The 22,138-nt window shown below is 65.5% G+C and carries 19 protein-coding genes; all 19 read left to right on the top strand.

The features are described from left to right. Positions 1-5: 5 nt before the first annotated feature. The 19 genes from ccmB (at position 6) to ftsZ (ending at position 22,064) form a co-directional block, all read left to right on the top strand. Positions 6-677 (top strand): heme exporter protein CcmB, encoded by a 672-nt coding sequence (gene ccmB / locus Y88_RS17305; protein WP_008071598.1) that lies wholly within the window; start codon positions 6-8, stop codon positions 675-677. A gap of 101 nt (positions 678-778) precedes the next feature. Beyond that, positions 779-1,792 (top strand): cysteine synthase A, encoded by a 1,014-nt coding sequence (locus tag Y88_RS17300; protein WP_008071592.1) that lies wholly within the window; start codon positions 779-781, stop codon positions 1,790-1,792. Positions 1,793-1,823: 31 nt separating this feature from the next. Further along, the gene (locus tag Y88_RS17295; RefSeq protein WP_232281132.1) at positions 1,824-2,183 is read left to right on the top strand and encodes a hypothetical protein; all 360 of its coding nucleotides are present in this window, start codon (positions 1,824-1,826) and stop codon (positions 2,181-2,183) included. Between the two features lie 486 nt (positions 2,184-2,669). Further along, entirely contained in the window at positions 2,670-3,212 is a 543-nt protein-coding gene (locus Y88_RS17290) for a division/cell wall cluster transcriptional repressor MraZ (protein ID WP_008071589.1), read from the top strand. Then, the gene (rsmH, locus tag Y88_RS17285; RefSeq protein WP_008071587.1) at positions 3,209-4,177 is read left to right on the top strand and encodes a 16S rRNA (cytosine(1402)-N(4))-methyltransferase RsmH; all 969 of its coding nucleotides are present in this window, start codon (positions 3,209-3,211) and stop codon (positions 4,175-4,177) included. Before Y88_RS17290 ends, rsmH begins: the two co-directional genes overlap by 4 nt. Continuing rightward, positions 4,174-5,124: a hypothetical protein gene (locus Y88_RS17280; protein ID WP_008071585.1), complete on the top strand. Its 951-nt coding sequence runs from the start codon at positions 4,174-4,176 to the stop codon at positions 5,122-5,124. Before rsmH ends, Y88_RS17280 begins: the two co-directional genes overlap by 4 nt. Further along, entirely contained in the window at positions 5,121-6,875 is a 1,755-nt protein-coding gene (locus tag Y88_RS17275; RefSeq protein WP_008071583.1) for a peptidoglycan D,D-transpeptidase FtsI family protein, read from the top strand. The genes Y88_RS17280 and Y88_RS17275 overlap by 4 nt, the downstream gene beginning before the upstream one ends. After that, entirely contained in the window at positions 6,872-8,329 is a 1,458-nt protein-coding gene (locus Y88_RS17270) for a UDP-N-acetylmuramoyl-L-alanyl-D-glutamate--2,6-diaminopimelate ligase (protein ID WP_008071582.1), read from the top strand. The genes Y88_RS17275 and Y88_RS17270 overlap by 4 nt, the downstream gene beginning before the upstream one ends. Then, positions 8,326-9,867, top strand: coding sequence for a UDP-N-acetylmuramoyl-tripeptide--D-alanyl-D-alanine ligase (locus tag Y88_RS17265; RefSeq protein WP_018075595.1), 1,542 nt, complete (start codon positions 8,326-8,328; stop codon positions 9,865-9,867). Before Y88_RS17270 ends, Y88_RS17265 begins: the two co-directional genes overlap by 4 nt. Continuing rightward, positions 9,868-10,932: a phospho-N-acetylmuramoyl-pentapeptide-transferase gene (gene mraY, locus Y88_RS17260; RefSeq protein WP_008071580.1), complete on the top strand. Its 1,065-nt coding sequence runs from the start codon at positions 9,868-9,870 to the stop codon at positions 10,930-10,932. A 40-nt stretch (positions 10,933-10,972) separates the two neighbouring features. Further along, positions 10,973-12,331 carry a UDP-N-acetylmuramoyl-L-alanine--D-glutamate ligase gene (gene murD / locus Y88_RS17255; RefSeq protein WP_008071579.1) on the top strand — a complete coding sequence of 453 codons (1,359 nt, stop codon included), beginning with the start codon at positions 10,973-10,975 and terminating at the stop codon, positions 12,329-12,331. After that, on the top strand, positions 12,331-13,584 hold the full coding sequence (locus Y88_RS17250; protein WP_018075596.1) for an FtsW/RodA/SpoVE family cell cycle protein: 1,254 nt from the start codon (positions 12,331-12,333) through the stop codon (positions 13,582-13,584). The genes murD and Y88_RS17250 overlap by 1 nt, the downstream gene beginning before the upstream one ends. Next, the gene (gene murG / locus Y88_RS17245; protein ID WP_018075597.1) at positions 13,581-14,801 is read left to right on the top strand and encodes an undecaprenyldiphospho-muramoylpentapeptide beta-N-acetylglucosaminyltransferase; all 1,221 of its coding nucleotides are present in this window, start codon (positions 13,581-13,583) and stop codon (positions 14,799-14,801) included. The genes Y88_RS17250 and murG overlap by 4 nt, the downstream gene beginning before the upstream one ends. After that, entirely contained in the window at positions 14,798-16,222 is a 1,425-nt protein-coding gene (gene murC, locus Y88_RS17240; RefSeq protein WP_008071576.1) for a UDP-N-acetylmuramate--L-alanine ligase, read from the top strand. The genes murG and murC overlap by 4 nt, the downstream gene beginning before the upstream one ends. Then, on the top strand, positions 16,219-17,115 hold the full coding sequence (gene murB, locus Y88_RS17235) for a UDP-N-acetylmuramate dehydrogenase (protein WP_008071574.1): 897 nt from the start codon (positions 16,219-16,221) through the stop codon (positions 17,113-17,115). The genes murC and murB overlap by 4 nt, the downstream gene beginning before the upstream one ends. Beyond that, the gene (locus tag Y88_RS17230) at positions 17,112-18,053 is read left to right on the top strand and encodes a D-alanine--D-alanine ligase (RefSeq protein ID WP_008071573.1); all 942 of its coding nucleotides are present in this window, start codon (positions 17,112-17,114) and stop codon (positions 18,051-18,053) included. The genes murB and Y88_RS17230 overlap by 4 nt, the downstream gene beginning before the upstream one ends. 3 nt (positions 18,054-18,056) lie before the next feature. Beyond that, the gene (locus Y88_RS17225; protein ID WP_008071571.1) at positions 18,057-19,079 is read left to right on the top strand and encodes a cell division protein FtsQ/DivIB; all 1,023 of its coding nucleotides are present in this window, start codon (positions 18,057-18,059) and stop codon (positions 19,077-19,079) included. A 10-nt stretch (positions 19,080-19,089) separates the two neighbouring features. Further along, positions 19,090-20,373 carry a cell division protein FtsA gene (gene ftsA, locus Y88_RS17220; protein ID WP_008071568.1) on the top strand — a complete coding sequence of 428 codons (1,284 nt, stop codon included), beginning with the start codon at positions 19,090-19,092 and terminating at the stop codon, positions 20,371-20,373. A 191-nt stretch (positions 20,374-20,564) separates the two neighbouring features. Then, complete coding sequence (gene ftsZ / locus Y88_RS17215) at positions 20,565-22,064, top strand: cell division protein FtsZ (protein WP_008071567.1); 1,500 nt, start codon at positions 20,565-20,567, stop codon at positions 22,062-22,064. The last annotated feature ends 74 nt before the right edge of the window (positions 22,065-22,138 follow it).

Raw genomic sequence — 22,138 nt, 5'->3', positions numbered from 1 at the left:
CAATCATGGCACAGGCACCCCGGCAACTCGCTCTCATCTTTCGTCGCGACCTTGGGTTGCTCCTGCGCGGTGCGCGCGGGCGGGGCGGGGCCCTGCTGCCGCTGCTGTTCTTCCTTTCGGTCGCGATGCTCTATCCGTTCGGCGTCGGACCCGACGCTCGCCTGCTGGCCCGGACCGGGGCGGGGGTGGTCTGGATCGCTGCGCTGCTGGCGGCGATCCTGCCGCTTGACCGCCTGATCGAACCGGACATCGAGGCCGGATTGTTCGACCAGTGGGCCTTGCGCGGATTGTCCGAGGAGGCGCTGGTGCTGGTGCGGATCGCTGCCCACTGGATCAGCTTTGGCGGGCCGCTGCTGCTCGCGACTCCGATCGCGGCGGGCCTGCTTTCGCTCGACGGCTGGCAACTCGGGCGCGTGGAAATCGGCCTTCTGCTCGGGACGCCGGGGCTTGCTGCCATCGGCGTCACTATTGCGGCGCTGATTGCGGGGCTGCGCGGCGGTGCTGCGCTCGGCGGCTTGCTGATGATTCCGCTGGCGGTGCCCTTGCTCATTTTCGGTGCGGGGTCGTTGCAGCCCGATGGGGCGGACGGCCTCGTGCTCTTGGGGGCGGCCAGTCTGGTCGCTGTCGCCATTGCGCCCTTCGCGGCCGGGGCTGCAATCCGGGCTTCGCGCGAATAGGACGGCTTGCAGCCAGGGGGCTGGGGCGACAAAGCTGCGCTTTGGGGGGCAGAGCGCTTTTTCAATTGCCGAGCCCCGCGCTCTTTTCTACCTCGGGGCTCATGAATCCCAACACACCCTGCGTTACCGGCGTGCGCCCAGACACTCTCTCGCTGATCGGCAATACGCCGCTCGTCCTGCTGCGGGGGCCGAGCGAAGCCGCCGGAGCCGAGATCTACGGCAAGTGTGAATTCGCCAATCCGGGGGCCTCGGTAAAGGACCGCGCGGCGCTGTGGATCGTGCGCGACGCGGAAGAACGTGGTGCGCTTGGGCCCGGCGGCACAATTGTCGAAGGGACTGCGGGAAACACCGGGATCGGTCTGGCCTTGGTCGCCAACGCGCGCGGCTATCGCACCGTCATCGTCATGCCCGAGACCCAGTCGCGCGAGAAAATGGACACCCTGCGGGCACTGGGTGCCGAACTGGTGCTGGTTCCCGCCGCGCCGTTTTCCAACCCGGGGCATTTCGTTCACACCAGCCGCCGCATCGCCGAGGAAACCGAAGGGGCAGTCTGGGCCAACCAGTTCGACAATATCGCGAACCGCCGCGCTCACGTCGAAAGCACGGCTCCGGAAATCTGGGCGCAGATGGAAGGCCGCATCGACGGCTTTACCTGTGCGGCCGGGACGGGCGGCACGATCGCGGGCACCGGGCTGGGGCTCAAGGCGTTCGACGAGAACATCACCATTGCGCTGACCGATCCTCACGGTGCGGCGCTCTACAATTACTATGCCCATGGCGAGCTCAAGGCCGAAGGGTCGTCGGTTGCCGAGGGAATCGGGCAGGGCCGGATCACCGCCAATCTCGAAGGGGCGCCGATCGACACCCAGTTCCGCATTTCCGACGAGGAAGGCCTGAGCTGGGTTTCGCGTCTTCTTGCCGAGGAAGGGCTTTGTCTCGGCCTGTCGAGCGGGATCAACATTGCCGGTGCGGTGGCGCTCGCCAAGCAGTTGGGCAAAGGCAGCCGCGTGGCGACGATCCTGTGTGACACCGGCTTCCGCTACTTGTCCTCGCTCTACAATCCGGCCTGGCTGGAAGCGAAAGGACTGCCGGTCTTCCCCTGGCTCAAGCGTTGATGTAATCTGACGCGCGATGGCGCTGTTCAGCATGACATCGGAACGACTGACGCGGTTGCGTCGTCGTCAAGCGACGCCCGTGGCCGATGCCACGCTTCAGGCGCCGCACCATCATGTCCATCCCGGAGCCCGCGAATTGCGGTCGCAAGGTATTCATCGTCTTCAGGTCGGGATTTTCGGGCTTGCCGCGATGCTCCTGCTGGTCAGCCTTGCCAGCGTGATCATGGATCGGGTTCAGACCGCAGATCAGGGCGTGGTCGTCAGCGGCCCGAGTGCAACGGGGACGGCGTCCCCGGCCGCGGCCAATGATCCCCTGGCTGATCTCGGAGTCGCCCCGGAAGTTCCCGTAAACGGCGACTCCGCGAACAAGCAGGCCAAGCCCGCGCACTGACGTCGAGACCGGGGTTGGGGGCTTCTCGCTCGGCCTGATTGCCGACTGCATCTACGCACTGCGTTTTCCGGCGGCCCGCATTCTCCCGCATGCCTTTTGCGGGAAAATGCGGGCCGTTGTGATTCTCTGTCGTCGCGCGGCGCCGATTCGCACGGGTTGTCGGCCTGATCGCCTCTTTTGGGCGACTTTACGGGAAAACGCGGGACAATGACCTGAAATCCCTGCTTCCGCTTCTCTTCGCCAAGTTGAAATGACGGAAATCTGCGCTTTTGATGGTTATTCGGCGGGCAACTTTTGCGCCTTGCGCGATCACTCCGTTTTGGAGGTGCTACGGGTAGGCACGTAGAATCAACGTTTCACCGCTTTATCCCGTAAATTCCCGTTGTCGCCCGTCCTTGCCCGCGATAAGACTAAGTCCATCGGGACAGCAGCCTCATTGCATCTGTGGGGGAATGGCTGCCGTGCAGTGCGCACGGCGGGTCGAAGGTGTTTTGTCTCGACAAGTCGGGGGTTTCGCGGGTGACGGGTGTTCCGTCCAAGTATTGGGGGCAGGGCTTTTCGCCGCGTGGCGAGAAGAGCCGCTTTGTCCTGCCTGCAGATTTCCGGAATACTGTCCGCGCGGCTTCTGACGACCAGCGTATTCTTTGTCTCGACAAGCATCACAAGCTGCCCTGTCTCGTGGGTTTCGGCCTGTCCCGCGCCGAAAGCTTTGCCGATCAGATCCTGCACGAAGAGCGCGTCGCCCTTGAGCGCGGTGAGCCGTTCGATCCCGATGAACGCGCCGCCCAGCTTTACGGCTTTTTGCGCACGACCTTCGACGAATCGGGACGCTTCGTCCTTCCCGACCATCTCGCCGAACAGGCGCAGGTGGGCGAGGCGCTCTATTTCCATGGCGGAGGCAGCAATTTCACGATCTGGTCGCCCGATGTGCTGTTTGCGATGGGCCCGGGCTGGGACAGCGCCAAGGCAACCTGCCGTGCGCTCATGGCCGAAGGACAGGGACGTGGTGGACGGGGGAAGCGCAAGTGACCGGTTTTGACGCGACGTCCCCGCATATTCCCGTTCTGATCGATGAAGTGCTGGTCGCGCTGGGCGCCGGACCGGGCATGACCATGGTCGACGGCACCTTCGGCGCGGGCGGCTATTCGCGCGCGCTGGTTGCTGCGGGTGCGCGGGTCCATGCGTTCGATCGTGATCCCGACGCGATTGCCGCCGGGCGCTTGCTGGCCGAGTGCGCGGGCGAGGATCCGCAGCTTGTCCTTCATCACCGTCGCTTTTCCGAACTCGCCGAGGGCCTTGCCGAAGCGGGCGTGGAGCAGGTCGACGGCGTCGTCTTTGACATCGGCGTCAGCTCGATGCAGCTCGATCAGGCGAATCGCGGCTTTGCCTTTTCCAGCGACGGTCCGCTCGACATGCGGATGGCGCAGGAAGGGCCCAGTGCCGCCGATTTTCTCAATACCGCCGACGAAGCCGCGATTGCCGACGTTCTCTATATCTACGGCGAAGAGCGTCAGTCGCGGCGGATCGCCCGGGCGATCGTCGCGGCACGCCCGCTGACGACGACGCGTCAATTTGCCGAAGTCGTGCGCAAGGCACTCGGCTATCGCCCCGGGGCACCCAAGGATCCGGCGACCCGCAGTTTTCAGGCGGTGCGCATCCATGTGAACGGCGAGCTTGATGAACTGACCGCCGGGCTTGCTGCGGCCGAGCGCGTGCTTGCGCCCGGCGGACGCCTTGCGGTGGTTACCTTCCACAGTCTGGAAGACCGCATCGTCAAGCAGTTCCTGCGCGAAGCGGCGGGGCTCGTCCCTGCCGGATCGCGCCATCTGCCGGTGCTTGCCAGCACCGCACGTCCCGTTTTCGAAAAGCCTTCCTCACCGATCCGGCCGGGTGAGGAAGAACTGGCGCGCAATCCGCGCGCACGTTCGGCCACTTTGCGCTGGGCCGTCCGCAGTGACGCGCCCGCCCGTCAGTCAGGGAGCCATTCGGCATGATCGTCCCCGCTCAACGCCTGCGTTCGATCGGTTGGATCGCGGTGCTGCTGTTTTGCGCGGCGCTGGTGATGGTGCTGGCATTCCGGGTGAATGCGCTGCGCAGCCAGGTGCATCAGTCCCAGCTCAAGATCATCGCGCTCAAGCAGGAGACGATGTATCTCGAAACCGAATTCGAAACCCGCGCCAACCAGCAGCAGCTGAAGTCGTGGAACGATGTCGAATTCGGATATGTGGCGCCCACGGCCGCGCAATATCTCGACAACGAACGCCAGCTTGCCGCCTATTCGAAGCCGGTCGAGCCTGGTGCGCCTGCGCCGGTGCGGGTCGCGAGCGCGGATGACAGCGGGGTTCCGGCAGTATTCCCGGCGATGGTCTCGCCGCTGTCGGGCAAGCCCTTGGGCGAAGCGGTCGAGGCTGCGCGCGACACCTCGGATGCTCATGATTCGTCGGACACGCACGGAAGTGCCGACGAACCGGCTGCGCCTGAACATCGGGCACGTGCCGCAGGGGTGGCTGCTGCGGCCGGTGGCCTTGCTGCTCTTGGTGATCGTCTGGGAACCGTCCGGCATGTGGACAAGGTGAAGTCGACTGCGCCGGCACATTCCGCCAAGGACCATGCCAAGGCTGCCCATGAGAAGGGGGCTTCGGCCAAGAGCACCCACGAAAAGGCGGCTCATGAAAAGGCAGGCCATGAGAAGGACGCGAGCCGCAAGCCGAGCCATGAACGGCCCGCGCTTGCAACCGCAGTCAAGGCAAAGCCCGCCAAGGCGAAGTCGACGGTGGACAAGCCGCATGCCGGGGCTTTTGCCGCCCATGCAGCGCGGCCTAAGGATCGTGTGGCGAGCGCGGCGCCTGTCAAGGCGCATGGGCTCGATCCGCATCGCCGGGCGGCGAATGGTTCGCCGCTCATCAAACTTGCACTGAAGGACGCGAAGACGAAAAGGTGACCCTGGCCCATTCCACTCAGGTCAACGGTACGGCAAAGGCGACCGCGATAACCAGCGGGCGGTTGCACCTCGCCAACTTGCGTCAGCGTTCATTGGCAACGGCAAGAACCCGGTTGCTGTGGGTGGTGATCGGTTTCGTCTTCTTCACGCTGACCGCATTCGTGCGGATCGCACAGCTCGGTATCGTTCAGCAGGCGCCCGAACATGGTCCTCTGGGTGAGGCACTGGTGCCGCCGCGCGCCGAAATCCTCGATCGCAACGGGGTTCCGCTCGCGCGTGCCTTTCCGGCCTATTCGCTGTGGTTCAATCCCAAGGCACTCGGCGAAAACGGGTCGCCGCTGGTCAAGACGCCCGAGGAAGTGGCGCGCGCGCTGTCGCAGATTTTCCCCGATCTCGATTACGCGGACGTTCTGGGCAAGCTGAAGACGGGGAAGGGCACCTATCTGCGCCGTCGCGTCCTGCCCGAGGAAGCGAACAAGGTTTTCGCGCTGGGCGAGCCTGCTCTTGAATTCCCGCGCGAGACGCAGCGGTTCTATCCGCAAGGCTCGCTGGCCGCGCACGTTCTGGGCTATGTCGATGCCGACGGCCATGGCAAGCTCGGCATGGAAGAAGTGCTCGACCAGCGTCTGACCGACCCGGCGCATCGGGCTGAGCCGGTGACCTTGTCGATCGATTCGCGGGCGCAAGGCGCGCTTGAGGACGAATTGTCGCGCGGGATGCTCGAAACCCATGCCAAGGGCGCGGCGGGCATCATTCTCGACGTCGATACCGGCGAGTTGATTTCGATGGCCTCGTTGCCCTCGTTCGATCCCAACCGTGGGGATCTGGCGCGCAATGCGCTGGTATTCAACCGCGCCTCGAACGAAGTCTATGAACTGGGCTCGGCGTTCAAGCCGATCACTATTGCATCGGCGATCGACGCGGGTGTCGTGACCGATCTTGCCGTGCGCTATTCGGCCGCTCCGCTCAAGATCGACGGCTTCACCATTCACGACAGCCACAATTTCGGCGCCTCGCTCAATGTGCCCGAGGCGTTGATTCATTCGTCCAACATCGTCACCGCGCAAGTCGCTGACAAGCTGGGCGGCGCGCGCCTGCGCCAGACCATGCTTGCGCTCGGGATGAATGCCCGTCCGACGGTCGAATTGCCCGCACGCGGCTTCCCGATCTGGCCAAAGGGCGACTGGCCGCGCCTGCGCACGATGACGGTCAGCTATGGCCACGGCATCGCGGTTACGCCGCTGCACCTCGCAGCGGCTTATGCGGCGCTGGTCAACGGCGGGATCTGGCGTCCCTCGACACTCTACAAGGTCGATCCGGCACACGTTCCGGCCGGTCGCCGGGTGTTCCAGGCATCGACCAGCGCCCGCATTCGCCAGCTTTTGCGCCTGATCGTGGTCGACGGCACCGGGCGAAAGGCCGATGCGCCTGGCTTCCGCGTCGGGGGCAAGACCGGTTCGGCCGAAAAGGCGGGCGGCAGGGGCGCTGGGTACAAGAAGACGTCGTTGATCGCCACGTTTGCAGCTGCCTTTCCGATGGATCGTCCGCGCTACGTCGTCATCGCCATGCTCGACGAACCGCAGGCGACGGTTGCAACGTCAGGTCAGCGCACGGCGGCATGGAACGCGGCGCCGATCGTCGGCCGGGTCGTCGGACGCGTGGGGCCCATGCTCGGCGTGGTTCCCGATGCGGAACGCGATGTCGACGTGTCTGATTTGACGCCGCTTGTTGCCAATGGAGATGGCGAATGAAACTGGCCGCCCTCGTTGCAGCAGCCGGTCTCGACCCGGTCCCGGTCGAATGCGACGGGATCGACGTGACCGGCTTTGCCATCGACCATCGCAAAGTCGCGCCCGGTACGGTGTTCGGCGCCTTTCCCGGCGCACGCGTCAATGGCGAGGATTTCATTCCAGCTGCGATCGCCGCCGGAGCGGTTGCGGTCGTTGCCCGTCCCGAGGCGGTGGTCGAGGGCGCGGTGCATATTCCCGATGCGGAACCGCGGCGCCTGTTCGCGCGCATTGCGGCCGGTTTCTTCACGCCGGTGCCCGAAACGGTGGTTGCCGTCACCGGCACCAACGGCAAGACTTCGACCGTCGAAATGACTCGCCAGATCTGGCGCATGGCCGGGCATCGTTCGGCCTCGATCGGAACGCTGGGCGTCACCACTGCGGATGAGAGCATTTCGACGGGGATGACCACGCCCGACATCGTCACGTTTCTGGCGAATGTGTCGGGTCTCGCGCGTGAGGGCATCACGCATCTTGCCTATGAAGCCTCCAGCCATGGGCTCGATCAGTACCGCAGCGAAGGTCCTGTTGTGGCAGCGGGGGCCTTTACCAACCTGTCGCGCGACCATCTCGACTATCATCCATCGATGGAAGCCTATTTTGCCGCCAAGATGCGCCTGTTCGACGAAGTCGTCGGCGAAGGCGGTGCGGCCGTTGTCTGGGCTGACGATGAATGGTCGGACCGCGCGATCGACCATGCCCGTCGCCGGGCCTTGCGCGTGCTGACGGTCGGGGAGCGGGGCGAAACCATTCGCCTTGTCGGGCGCAAGCCGACCCTGCTTGGACAGCAGCTCGATCTCGTGCACGAAGGCCAGGCGCGGAAAATCACGCTTCCGCTGATCGGCGCCTATCAGGCGGCCAATGCGCTGGTTTCGGCAGGGCTTGTGCTGGCGACCGGTGGCGATCCGACACAGACTTTCGACGCGCTCGGGCGGTTGCAGCCGGTGCGGGGACGCCTTGAGCGCGCCGCGATCACGCGGACCGGCGCGCCGGTCTATGTCGATTACGCCCATACGCCCGATGCGATCACGGCGGCTTGCGCTGCCTTGCGCCCCCATGTCGAAGGACGTCTGATCGTCGTCTTCGGTGCCGGGGGGGATCGCGATCCGGGCAAGCGCGGACCGATGGGGGCTGCCGCTTGTGCGGGGGCTGATCTGGTCATTGTCACCGACGACAATCCCCGTGGCGAGGATCCGGCGGCCATTCGCGCGGCGGTTCTGGCCGGATGCACGGGCGTGGCCCGGGAAACCGGGGATCGCCGCGCGGCCATTGCAGAGGCGATTGCGCAAGCCGGAAAGGGCGACATCGTCCTTGTCGCGGGCAAGGGGCACGAGCAGGGGCAAGTGATCGGGCGTGGCGACGCGGCCCGGACTTTGCCATTCGACGATGTGGCGGTGGTGCGGGAGTGCACGGGATGAGCCGAGTGGAAGACGCGGTGCTGGATTGGCCGGTGGAACCCGACGACAATCGCGGGACGGCTCTGTGGCGTGCAGCGGACATCGCGGCGGCAACGGGCGGCAAGCTCGGTGGTGGCGACTTTGCCGTCTCGGGCTGCGCGTTCGACAGCCGCGAGGTGATGGAAGGGGATCTTTTCATCGCTCTCAAGGGCGAGAACGCCGATGGTCATCGCTTCGTCGACGGCGCTTTCCTGAAAGGGGCGGCGGGGGCTCTGGTCGAACAGGCCGTTGCCCATCCCCATGTGCTGGTCGCCGATACCATGGCGGGGCTCGAAGCTCTGGCCCGCGCGGCACGGGCGCGGCTCGATCCGGCTGCGCGAGTGATCGGCGTCACCGGCTCTGCGGGCAAGACCGGGGTCAAGGAAGCGCTCTTTGCCGCGCTTGACCGGTCGAGCCGGGGCCGGGCACATCGTTCGGTCAAGAGCTACAACAACCATGTCGGGGTGCCGCTCAGCCTCGCACGGATGCCTGCCCGGACGCGTTTTGGCGTGTTCGAGATGGGCATGAACCATGCGGGCGAGCTGTCCGCGCTGACCCGGCTGGTACGGCCGCATGTCGCCATCGTCACCACAATTGCGCCCGCGCATATCGGCCATTTCTCCGGCGAAGCGGCGATTGCCGAAGCCAAGGCCGAAATTTTCGAAGGGCTTGAGCCGGGCGGGGTTGCGATCGTGCCGGCCGACAGCCCCCATTGTGCGCTGCTGGTCGCCCACGCGCAGCGTCATGCGGGGCTGGTCATCACGTTCGGCACGGCAGAGCATGCCGATGTCCGGCTTGTCGACGCGTTGCCGACCGTGACCGGCGGAACCCTCGTCACGGCCGAATTTTCCGCCCGCACCGGGGCCGCTCGCAAGCTGTGCTATACCGTGGCGCAGCCCGGCGCGCATTGGGCCGCCAATTCGCTGGCGGTCATGGCGGCGGTCGCGGCGGTCGGCGGCGATCTCGGCGCGGCGGGGCTGGCGCTTGCCGAGATGGCCGGTCTGCCCGGACGCGGCGCCCGCCATGCGATCGCTGCGAGCGGCGGCGACGGTTCGGGCAAGGCGCTGCTGATCGATGAAAGCTACAACGCCAATCCCGCCTCGATGAGCGCGACGATCGCCGCGCTCGGCGCGACTCCGGCCCGGCGCCGGGTGGCGGTGCTGGGAGCCATGCGCGAGCTGGGCGAGGGCGAGGCGGCCTATCACGCTGCCCTTGCGGAACCGATTGCGGCGGCCGGGATCGATCGCGTCGTTCTCGTCGGCGCCGAAATGGCGGCACTCGCCGACGCGCTGGGGAAAAATGCGCAAGGCGCGCTTGCCGCCGGGTTTGACATGGTCCACGTCGCCACCGCCGCAGAAGCGGCAGAATGCCTGGCCGCAGCCGGTCCGCAAGGCGGGGACGCCATCCTCGTCAAGGGATCGAATTCGGTCGGGCTCGGCGCGTTGGTCAAGGCCTTGATCGCGCGGAACGGCGAAAGCGCGGATACGAACGGTGGCCACGGGGCGACCAGGGAAAACTGAATGCTGTATATTCTTGCCCAGTGGCTCCATTTCGAGGGCCTGACCAATCTCATCCGGTACCAGTCGTTCCGGTCGGGTGCCGCGTTGATGACGGCGCTGGTCATCGGGCTGGTCATCGGGCCGCGCTTCATCAACATGCTGCGCATCCGCCAGGGCAAGGGGCAGCCGATCCGCGCCGACGGCCCGCAATCGCATCTCGCCAAGCGCGGGACGCCGACTATGGGCGGGCTGATGATCGTCATCGCGCTCTCGGTCGCGCTTCTTTTGTGGATGGACCTGGGCAGCCGTTACGTCTGGGCCTGCCTCACCGTGACGCTGGGCTTTGGCCTCATCGGTTTCCTCGACGACTATGACAAGGTCACCAAGTACGCGCACAAGGGGGTTCCGGCCAAGCTGCGCCTGCTCGGCGAATTCATCGTCGCGGGCGTTGCGGTGGCGCTGGTGACGACCGAGACCAATCTCTACGTCCCGGTGTTCAGCAATCTCTATATCCCGATGGGGCCGTTCTATTACGTCTTTGCCGCTTTCGTCATCGTGGGCGCGGGCAATGCGGTCAATCTGACCGACGGGCTCGACGGGCTCGCGATCATGCCGGTCATCATCGCTTCGGGGACGTTCGCGATCATCGCCTATCTCGCGGGCCGCGCCGACTATGCCCATTACCTCGGTATTCCCCATGTGCCCAAGGCGGGCGAACTGGCGATTTTCTGTGCCGCGGTGATGGGCGCGGGACTTGCGTTCCTGTGGTTCAATGCGCCTCCGGCCGCCGTGTTCATGGGCGATACCGGCAGCCTCGCGCTGGGAGGGACGCTCGGGGTCATTGCGGTCTCGGTCCACCATGAAGTCGTGCTGGCGATCGTGGGCGGCCTCTTCGTGATGGAAGCGGTGTCGGTGATCGTGCAGGTCTTCGTCTACAAGCGGACCGGCAAGCGGGTGTTCCGCATGGCGCCGATCCATCACCATTTCGAACAGCTCGGCTGGAAGGAATCGACCGTCGTGATCCGCTTCTGGATCATCTCGATCGTCCTCGCCCTGCTGGGACTGGCAACGCTCAAGGTGCGCTGAGGCGCCCGGCTCAAACCGTGCTGAAAGCACAAGGAACGCGATGATCACTTCTTCCCGCTTTGCCGGACAACGCTATGCGGTTCTGGGACTGGCCCGTTCGGGCCTTGCCAGCGCCGAAAGCCTGCTTGCCGGCGGAGCGGAGGTGACGGTCTGGGACAGTCGCGAAGAACCCCGTGCCGCGTTCGAGGGGCGAGCGACGATCGTCGATCCGCTGACGATCGACCTTACTGGATTTGCCGGTGTGGTGGTTTCGCCCGGCGTTCCGCTCAACCGTCATCCGATCACGGCCCATGCGGCTGCACATGGTGTTCCCGTCATCGGCGACATCGAGCTTTTCGCCGCCATTCGCCCGGAATTGCCGCCTCATCGCGTGGTCGGCATCACCGGGACCAACGGCAAGTCGACGACGACCGCACTGGTTCATCACATCTGCCGCGAGGCGGGCTTCCCGGCACGCATGGGCGGCAATATCGGCCTTCCCGTTCTGGGGGAGGAAGCGCTTCCGGCAGGTGGGGTCTATGTCCTTGAACTGTCGAGCTACCAGATCGACCTCACGTATTCGCTGGAAGCCGATGTCGCTGCGCTGATCAATATCAGCCCCGATCACCTTGACCGTTATGACGGGTTTGCAGGCTATGCGGCGTCGAAAGCCCGGCTGTTCGCCATGCAGCGTCCCGACCAGCATGCGGTGTTCGGGACCGGGGACGCTGATACCGGCGCGATTGCCGACGCGGTCGCCCATGTGCGCGAGGCGCGGTTCGTTCACCGCCCCGATCCCGCGCTCCTTTCCGGGCAGGCCGATTGGCCCTCGCTGCAGGGGCCGCACAACCTTCAGAATGCGGCGATTGCCGTTGCCATTGCCGAGGCGCTGGGTATTGCCGAAGCGGTCTGGCGCCCTGCGCTCGCGAGTTTCGTCGGTCTGCCGCATCGCATGGAACGCGTTGTCGAGGTGGACGGCGTGCTCTTCGTCAACGACAGCAAGGCGACCAATCCCGCCTCGACCGCGCCCGCGCTGGCAGCCTATCCGCGCATCCACTGGATTTGCGGTGGCGTGCCCAAGGGCGACGATCTCGACGATTGCGCCCCGTGGTTCGACCACGTGGTTGAGGCCTATACCATCGGCGAGGCAGGACCGCGCTTTGCCGAGATCCTTCGTGATCACGTACCCGTCCGGCGCAGCGAGATGCTGTGCGACGCGGTGCGCGACGCGATGGCGGCGGCCAAACCGGGCGACGTCGTCATGCTTTCGCCTGCCTGTGCGAGTTTCGACCAGTTCCGCGATTTCGAGGCACGGGGCGACGCTTTCCGCGAGATCGTCGCGGCACTGATCGCCGATCGCGACGCACCCTGTCCCGACGGGACGGGGGCTGCTTCCCGCCCGCCGTCTGCGAGGTCGTGATGGCCACTGCTCACGCAACGCCCACCCGCGCCGTTCCCGTTCCCACCCGCGACGGCGGGGTGCGGGTCATCGGACGCGCCAACCGCTATCGCCGAAGCCGCCGCAGCGAGCTGGTCATCTGGTGGCGGGAAATCGACCGGGTCCTCCTTGGGCTCGTGCTCTTGCTGGTGACGATCGGTGCAGTCGCGGTGGCGGCAGCGTCTCCGGCCAGTGCGCATCGCCTGTCCACCCAGCAGAAGTCGCTCGGCGACCTCTACTTCTTCTGGCTGCACTTGCGCTGGCTCTCGCTCGGGTTGCTCACCATGTTTGCAGCGTCCGTCCTGCCCAAGGAAACGGCGCGGCGCGTGGCGATCATTCTGGCTGCGGCGATGATCATGGGGCTCGTTCTGGTGCCGCTGGTCGGGACCGAGGTCAAAGGGGCGCGGCGCTGGCTCAATCTCGGGATCAGCCTGCAGCCGTCGGAGTTCCTGAAACCCGGCTTTGCCGTGGCGCTGGCCTGGATCCTGTCCTGGCGCGCCCGCGATCCCAACATTCCGGTGATCGGGATTTCGATGGCCCTGATGGGGCTCGTTGCGGTCCTGTTGATGGCGCAGCCCGACTTCGGCTCGACCGTGCTGTTCATGGCGGTGTGGTTCGTGCTCGTTCTCTTGGCGGGCCTGCCGGTTCGGCATATCGTCGGGGCGATCGGCCTGATCGTTGTGGGCGTGATCGCGGCCTATCTCTTCTATCCCAACGCGACGCACCGCATCGACGCATTCCTTTCGGGCGGCAGCGAGTTCGACCAGGTCGACCTTGCCATGCGCACTTTGCTCAACGGCGGGTGGGGCGGCACCGGATTGTGGCTGGGTACGCGCAAGATGGCTTTGCCCGAAGCGCATACCGACTACATCTTCTCGGTGATCGGCGAGGAATTCGGTCTCATCATGTGCGGGGTGATCGTGCTGATCTATTGCGCGATCGTGATGCGGGTCCTGTTGCGGCTGCTGGACGAGGATGATCTCTTCACCGTGCTGGCGGCTTCGGGGCTGACCGCGCAGCTTGCCGGACAGGCGTTCATCAACATTCTCGTCAACCTTCAGCTCTTCCCGTCGAAGGGGATGACCCTGCCGCTGATTAGCTATGGCGGATCTTCGACGATCGCCTTGCTGCTCGGCGTCGGGTTCCTGCTCGCCATCACGCGTCGCAACCCTTATCTGTCGCGCGATACGCTCGATCCGAAGGACCGGCCCCAAAACATGACGGCTCAACTATGACCAGGGTTTCGCGCCATTACGTGCTTGCCGCAGGCGGCACCGGCGGCCATCTCATCCCCGCTTTCGCGCTGGCGACCGAGCTGGAGCGGCGGGGCCATCATGTGGCGCTCATCACCGATGATCGCGGGGCGCGCATTCCGGGCAAGCCTTCGTTCCTGCCAGCCCATGTCCTGCCTGCCGGGCGTCTGGGCAAGAACCCGGTCGCCCTGTTCAAGGGGCTGCGCGCGATCTGGCAGGGCAGGGCCATGGCGCTGCGCCTGTTCGAGAGCTTTCAGCCCTCCTGCGTGATCGGGTTTGGTGGCTATCCCGCGCTCCCGGCCTTGCTGGCGGCGCAGTCTGCGAAGATCCCCTCGGTCATTCACGAACAGAATGCGGTCCTGGGGCGGGTCAATCGCCTGCTCGCCGGACGCGTGAACGCGATCGCGACGGCCTATCCCGCTGTCGAACGCCTCGCCGCCAAGTGGGCGGATAAAGTCCACATGGTCGGCAATCCGGTGCGGGCCGAAGTGCTCGAACTGCGCAAGGAACCGTTCCCGCTGCTCGACGAGGACAGCGTGCTGCGCGTCTTGGTGACCGGCGGCAGCCAAGGCGCCTCGATCCTTTCCGAAGTGGTACCCGATGGGCTGGCGATGTTGCCGCCCGCGCTTCGCCATCGTCTGCAAGTGACGCAGCAGTGCCGCCCCGAAGACCTCGAGGCCGTGCGCGCGCGCTATGCCGGGCATCAGATCCCTGCTGAACTGGGCACGTATTTCGAGGACATGGCGAGCCGCCTTGCCGAAGCGCACCTGTTCATCGGGCGCAGCGGCGCCTCGACCATTGCCGAACTGACGGCGGTCGGGCGTCCGGCCATTCTGGTGCCCCTGCCGATCGCGACCGACGATCACCAGAGCGCCAATGCGCGTGAACTGGTCAGGGCAGGCGGTGCGCGCGCGATCAAGCAAACCAGCTTCACGCCCAAGGAACTCGCCAAGCAGATCCAGGCGATCGCGCTCAAGCCCGAGGCGCTGGCCAATGCGGCCCATGCCTCGTGGAATTGCGGATTGCCCGATGCGGTCGAGGATCTGGCCGATCTGGTCGAAAGTTTTGGGGGTGAACCGATCATGGATGTGATCCGCGTCGGGCGGTCGAAGGCGCAGGCGGCAACGGCCGCCGCTCCGGTCGCCAGTGCCCGGATCCCCACCGCGCGCGCCTCTGCCGGGCAGGAGAATGGGGCATGAAGGGTGTTGGCGTTGAAATCGGCACGATCCATTTCGTCGGGATCGGCGGGATCGGCATGTCGGGCATTGCCGAAGTCATGCACAACATGGGCTATTCGGTGCAGGGTTCGGACATTGCCGAAGGCTATGTCGTCGAAGGTCTGCGCAAGCGTGGGATTGCCGTGATGATCGGCCATGCGGCGGCCAATGTCGCGGGTGCGGCGGTGGTCGTGACCTCGACGGCGGTCCGTCGCGACAATCCCGAAGTGGTCGCAGCGTTGGAAGCGCGCATCCCGGTGGTGCGTCGCGCGGAAATGCTGGCCGAGCTGATGCGGCTCAAGAACACGGTCGCCGTAGCCGGGACTCACGGCAAGACCACGACGACGTCGATGGTCGCGTGCCTGCTCGACGCCGGGGGGATCGACCCGACGGTCATCAACGGCGGGATCATCAATTCCTACGGTTCGAACGCGCGTCTGGGCGACAGCGACTGGATGGTGGTCGAAGCGGACGAGAGCGACGGTTCGTTCCTCCGTCTCGACGGCACGATCGCGGTCGTCACCAATATCGACCCCGAACATCTCGATCACTACGGCAGCTTCGACCGGGTCAAGGCCGCGTTCGTCGAGTTCATCGAGAACGTCCCGTTCTATGGCGCGGCGATGCTGTGCATCGATCACCCGGTGGTTCAGGCGATCATTCCGATGGTCCGCGACCGGCGGGTCATTACCTATGGTTTTTCCGCCCAGTCGGACGTTCGCGGCGAAGCGGTGATCCCGGTCCCGGGCGGCAATCGCTTTACCGCCGTCCTGCGCCAGCGCGACGGCACGTTCCACCGGATCGAGGACATCGTCCTGCCCATGCCGGGGCGCCACAATGTGCAGAACGCACTGGCCGCGATTGCGGTCGCGCGCGAAATGGGCGTTGCCGACGACGTTATCCGGGACGGTTTCGCCAAGTTCGGCGGGGTCAAGCGCCGCTTTACCAAAGTCGGCGAGATCGAGGTCGACGGCGGTCTTGTTACCGTGATCGACGACTATGGCCATCACCCGGTCGAAATCCGGGCGGTGCTCGCCGCAGCCCGCGAGGGTGCGCGCGGACGGGTTATCGCAGTGGTGCAGCCCCATCGCTTCACGCGCCTGCGCGATCACATGGAAGAGTTCCAGAGCGCGTTCCACGATGCCGACGTCGTCTTCGTCACGCCGGTCTATGCCGCAGGCGAAGCGCCGATCGAGGGTGTCGATGCGGCGGTCATGGTCGAAGGGATCAAGGCGCGCGGCCATCGCAGTGCGCACAGCATTGCCGGAGTCGGCGAACTTGCCCGCGAACTGGCGCCGATGGTCCGCGCCGACGACATGATCGTGTGTCTGGGCGCAGGCGACATCACCCGTTGGGCGGCGGGCCTTGCCGATGCGATCCGGCGCGAAAGGGCCATGGCGTGAAAGCGCCGCGCGGCAAGTTGACGGCCGACGCGCCGCTCGCTCCGCTCGTCTGGTTCAAGGCGGGCGGTGCGGCGCAATGGTTGTTCGAGCCTGCCGATACCGCCGATCTTCAGGACTTTCTTGCCTTCCTTGCTCCCGAGATTCCGGTCATGGCGCTGGGGCTCGGCTCCAACCTGATCGTGCGCGACGGCGGTGTTCCGGGGGTGGTCGTCCGTCTGGGCAAGGCCTTTGCCGGGGTGAAGGCGCTCGACGGGGTGACGCTCGAATGTGGCGGTGGCGCTTCGGGGGTGCTGGTATCCTCGACCGCGCGCGACAACGGGATTGCCGGGCTTGAATTCCTGCGCTCGATTCCGGGAACCGTTGGCGGCTTCGTGCGGATGAACGGCGGGGCCTATGGTCGCGAAGTGAAGGACATTCTGGTCGATTGCGACGTTGTCCTGCGCTCTGGCGCCCTGGTCACGCTCTCGCTTGCCGATCTGGGCTATGCCTATCGCCATTCCGACCTTGCCGAAGGGGCGATCGTGGTTGCTGCGCGGTTCCGTGGCGAGCCGGGCGACCCGGCAGCTATTCAGGCGGAAATGGAACGGATCGCGGCGGCGCGCGAAGCATCGCAGCCCTTGCGCACACGGACGGGCGGTTCGACGTTCAAGAACCCCGACGGCCACCGGGCCTGGGAACTCGTCGATCGGGCCGGGTGTCGCGGCCTCGAACTGGGCGGCGCGCAAGTCAGCGAGAAACATACGAACTTTCTCATCAACACCGGCGAAGCCACCAGCGCCGAGATCGAGGCGCTCGGCGAACTGGTCCGTCAACGCGTGAAAGACGCGACGGGCGTCGAATTGCATTGGGAAATCAAACGCGTGGGTAACAAGAGCGAGGATCAGCAGTCGTGACTTTGCCGAAACTTCATGTCGCGGTGCTGATGGGCGGTTGGTCCAACGAGCGCCCGGTCTCGCTGATGAGCGGAAACGGCGTCGCCGACGCTCTGGAATCGCGCGGGCACAAGGTGACGCGGATCGACATGGGGCGCGACATCGCCCAACGTCTGGCCGAGGCCGCGCCTGATGTCGTGTTCAACGCGCTCCACGGGACGCCGGGCGAAGATGGCACGGTGCAGGGCATGATGGACCTGATGGGGCTTACTTATACCCATTCGGGCCTGACCGCCTCGGTCATTGCCATCGACAAGGAACTGACCAAGCAGGCGCTGGTCCCGCACGGCATTCCGATGCCCGGTGGGCGCATCGTCAAGAGCGAGGACATTTTTGTCCGTGACCCGCTGCCGCGTCCCTATGTGCTCAAGCCCGTCAACGAAGGCTCTTCGGTCGGCGTGGCGATCGTGACGGTTGAAGGGAACTACGGCAATCCGATCGGGCGTGAAACGGTGGGCCCGTGGCAGGCTTTCGATCACTTGCTGGCCGAGCCCTATATCCGCGGGCGCGAGCTGACGACGGCGGTCTTGGGCGACAGCGCGCTGCTGGTGACCGAACTGCGCCCGAAGTCGGGTTTTTACGATTTCGACGCGAAATATACCGACGGGATGACCGATCACATCTGTCCCGCCGACATTCCCGAAGAGATTGCGCAGGCGTGCAAGGACATCGCGCTCAAAGCCCATCGCCTGCTCGGATGCCGCGGTACCAGCCGGAGCGATTTCCGCTGGGACGATGAACAGGGCATCGACGGGCTGTTCCTGCTCGAAGTCAACACCCAGCCGGGGATGACGCCCTTGAGCCTCGTGCCTGAACAGGCGCGCGCGCTCGGCATGGATTATGCGACGCTGGTCGAGGCGATCGTCGCCGAAGCGCTCGAGCGCAAGAAGGGGGGCTGATCCATGGCGCAGACGATCCGGCGCAGCGGCAAGGGCGTACGGCGCGCCGCCGTCACGCGCGGGGCCAAGGCACGGGTCGCCACCGCACGCAAGCAGACCGGTACGCTGGTCGGGCAGGCGGTGCGCCGGATTCCGATTTCGGACGAGGCTCTGCATCGCCTTCTGATCGTGGGCATGGTCGGCGGGGTGCTGGCGCTGCTTGCGGCAGGCGCGATGGTGGCCGGGGTGCCCGACATGGTCGAGCAGCACTTCGCCGAAATCGCCGGAAACGCAGGGTTCAAGGTCAAGCGGGTAGAAGTTCGCGGCGTCAATCGCATGAACGAACTGACCATTTACGAAAAGGTCTTGGGCCAGCGTGACGAAGTCATGTCCCGGCTCGATCTTGCCGCCTTGCGCACCGATCTTTTGCAGCTGTCGTGGGTGAAGGACGCGCGGGTTGCCCGGCAATTGCCCGATACGCTGGTCGTCGATGTCGTCGAGCGCAGCCCCCACGCGGTCTTGCGCGAAAACGGGCATTTCACTCTGATCGACGAGACGGGACACGAACTCGAAGCTGTCCCGGCCTCGCGCGCCAAGGGCATGCTGGTCCTGACCGGAACCGGCGCCGAAGGGCAGATCGCCGGGCTCGACAAGCTGCTCGACACTGCGCCCGCCTTGAAGTCGCAGGTCGCGGAAGCCGAATGGGTCGGTAACCGGCGTTGGAACCTGACGTTCAAGACCGGCCAGGTCCTGGCTCTTCCCGAAGGGGACGATGAAGGGGCCGCCGCGCTGCTGACGTTCGCGCGGATGGATGGCGTCGATCGTCTGCTCGGCGGCAAGGTGGCTGCATTCGACATGCGCGTGCCCGATCGCATCTATCTGCGCATTCCCGGCCACGCCGATGAAATCGCGGCGGAAGCCAAGGCTGCTGCGGTTGCCAAGGCTGCGGCCAAGGCATCGGGAACGAGTGCGCCCGCCCGGACGGGCACTTCGGCCGATGGTGGTGGGCATGCCGCTCCCCGTCCGGCCGCGACGGCGAAGGATTGAGCGCAAGACAATGGCCATTCCTCGCATCACCAAGGTTTTTGCTGCCGTCAACATCGGTTCGTTCCGCACCTCCGCGATGATCGCGGGGCTTGCTGAAACGGGCGATCTGGTTGTTCTGGGTTCGGGGCATCGCGCTTCCGAAGGGGTCAAGCGCGGCTATGTCATCGACATGAGCGCCGCGACCCATTGCGTGCGCGATGCCATCGAGCGCGCCGAAAAGATGGCCAATGCGAGCGTCCAGTCGGTCTGGATCGGCTGCTCGGGCGCGGGGCTCGCCAGCACCACCGCCCGCGTCGAAGTCGACATCGGCGGCCGCCGGATCGAGCAGGACGACATCGAGCACCTGCTGATGGCGGGGCGCGAAGTGATCCAGCCCGAAGGGCGGCTGGTCCTCCACGCACAGCCTGCGCATTACACGCTCGACGGCGCGCATGGCGTGCCTGCGCCCAAGGGGCTTCATGCCGAACGTCTGGCGGTCGACATCCATGTCATGCTCGCCGACGGTGCGCCGGTCCGCAATCTCAAGGAAGCGGTCGAGCAGGCCCATTTGCGAGTCGAGGCGGTCGTCGGTTCGCCGGTCGCGGCAGGGCTTGCCTGTCTCACTCCCGAAGAACGCGATCTTGGCGTTGCCCTTGTCGAATTCGGCGCGGAAGTGACGACGGTTTCCGTCTATGCGGCAGGGATGCTGCTTGGAATGCAGGTCATTCCGTTCGGTTCGGGCGACATTACCGATGCCGTCGCGTCGGCTTTCGGCATCCGCCGCTATCAGGCCGAACGGTTGAAGTGCATGTCGGGCTCGGCGATCGCGAGCCCTGCCGACCATCGCGAAATGATCCCGGTGAATGCGCCCGGTGATCCCGAAGGGGCGGGGCCGATTGCCCGCCATGCCGACGACAAGAACCGGATTCCCCGCGCGGAACTGATTTCGGTCATTACCCAGCAGCTCGGATATTTCACCGAAGAAGTCTCCAAGGCTCTGAAAGCCATGGGCTTTACCGGACAGCGCGGGCAGCAGGTAGTCCTGACCGGCGGGGGCGCGCAATTGCCCGGCCTTGCCGATTTCGCGCAAGGGGCGCTCGGGCGTCCTGTGCGGATCGGATTGCCGCCGACCATGCTCGGGCTGCCGCCGGGCAATGCAACGCCCAGTTCCTCGACTCTGGTCGGGCTGCTGCTCTATGCCGCAGCAGAGCCGGTCGACATCCGCACGATCGGTCCCAAGGGGCGCACAGAGACGCGAACGGGATTCGCGGCTCTGCTGGCGCGAATCTGGCGTGCGCTGCGCGAGTATTTCTGAGCGATGTGCGGTGTGGGAAATGGGGCCGGAGGGGCAGGATGCGATGGATCGCACGAATTCGGCCCTTTCCGGAGGCAAATAAGCGCTCCATTCTGTGGAAAAGCCGTGATTGACTTTGATTCGACGAATCGATCCGTGCCAAAGCTGGCACTCGACATTGGTAAAGCTGGGAACCGCACCGGGAGACCGACATGAGCATCAACATCGGACCGCCCTCGATCGATGAGCTGCGGCCCCGTATCACGGTGATCGGGGTTGGCGGCGGCGGCGGCAATGCCATCGCCAACATGATCCGCGCCGGAATCGAAGGCGTCGACTTCGTCGTCGTCAACACCGACGCGCAGGCGCTGAACAACTCGATCGCCGAAACCTGCATTCAGCTCGGGCCGACGATCACACAGGGGCTGGGTGCCGGCGCTCGTCCTGAAGTGGGGCGCGCCGCTGCCGAGGAGACCTTGGCCGAGCTCGAACGTGCGCTCGAAGGCGTGCATATGTGCTTCATCGCGGCCGGGATGGGCGGCGGTACGGGAACCGGCGCTGCGCCGGTGATCGCCGAAGCGGCGCGTCGCAAGGGCGTACTGACCGTCGGGGTCGTGACCAAGCCGTTCCTGTTCGAAGGTACGCGCCGGATGCGTTCGGCCGAATCCGGGATCGAGGAGCTGCAAAAGCACGTCGATACCCTGATCGTCATTCCGAACCAGAACCTGTTCCTCGTCGCCAAGGCGGAAACCACTTTCAAGGAAGCGTTCCAGCTTGCCGACGAAGTGCTCCAGCAGGGCGTGCGTTCGATTACCGACCTCATGGTCATGCCGGGCCTCATCAACCTCGACTTCGCGGACGTCCGCTCGGTCATGGGCGAGATGGGCAAGGCGATGATGGGCACCGGCGAAGGCGAGGGCCCGAACCGTGCGCTCGAAGCGGCGGAACGCGCGATCGCCAATCCGCTGCTCGACGGCGTGTCGATGCAGGGTGCCAAGGGCGTCATCATTTCGATCATCGGCGGCGACGACATGAAGCTGCTCGAAGTCGACGAAGCGGCCAACCACATCCGCGAACTGGTAGATCCGAACGCGAACATCATCTGGGGTTCGGCGTTCAATCCCGATCTCGACGGTAAGATCCGCGTGTCGGTCGTCGCGACCGGCATCGATCAGTCGCCAGGGCAGGCCGAAATCGCGGCTCGTCCGGTGTCGCTCGGCGGTGCTCGCGGTCCGGCGATCCCGGGTGCGGCTCCCGCGCCTCAGGCGCCCGGCATTGCCCCGCGTCCGGCCGTTGCCGTTCCGCAGGCGCCGGTCGCGCCCGTGGCTCAGGCTCCGGCTGCGCCCCAGGCCGGTTTCGCACCGGTTCCGCCGGTGGCCGCTCCGGTCGAAGCCGAACCTGCCGCACCGGTTGACGAACCTTTCGATCTGACGCTCGACCTGAGCGAAGATCTCGGTGTCGAACCCGAAGCTCCTGCCGTGCCGCGCGTTGCGCGCGGTGGTCCGGCGGAAGGCGACTATCCAACGGCACCTGCGCCGGTGGCCCAGCCTGCTCCGCAGGCGGCTCCGGCGCGTGGCGCCGGGGGATCGACGCTGTTCGAGCGCATGGCCAATCTGTCACGGGGCAATCGCGCTCCCGAAGCCGAGCAGGGCGAGGACGAGCGCGGCGCGCTCAATATCCCGCGCTTCCTCGGTCGACAGAACAACCAGTAAATCTGTTCGGTCATCGCACCGGACTTAACCATTCGTCGGGCTGGGGGCAGCATCCATCGCATGCTGTCTCCGGC

Origin of the sequence: Novosphingobium nitrogenifigens DSM 19370 (assembly GCF_000192575.1) — a bacterium.
Classification (GTDB): Bacteria; Pseudomonadota; Alphaproteobacteria; order Sphingomonadales; family Sphingomonadaceae; genus Novosphingobium; species Novosphingobium nitrogenifigens.
Note: the sequence above shows the minus strand (reverse complement) of the source record. Positions and strands in the feature narration are given on the sequence as shown.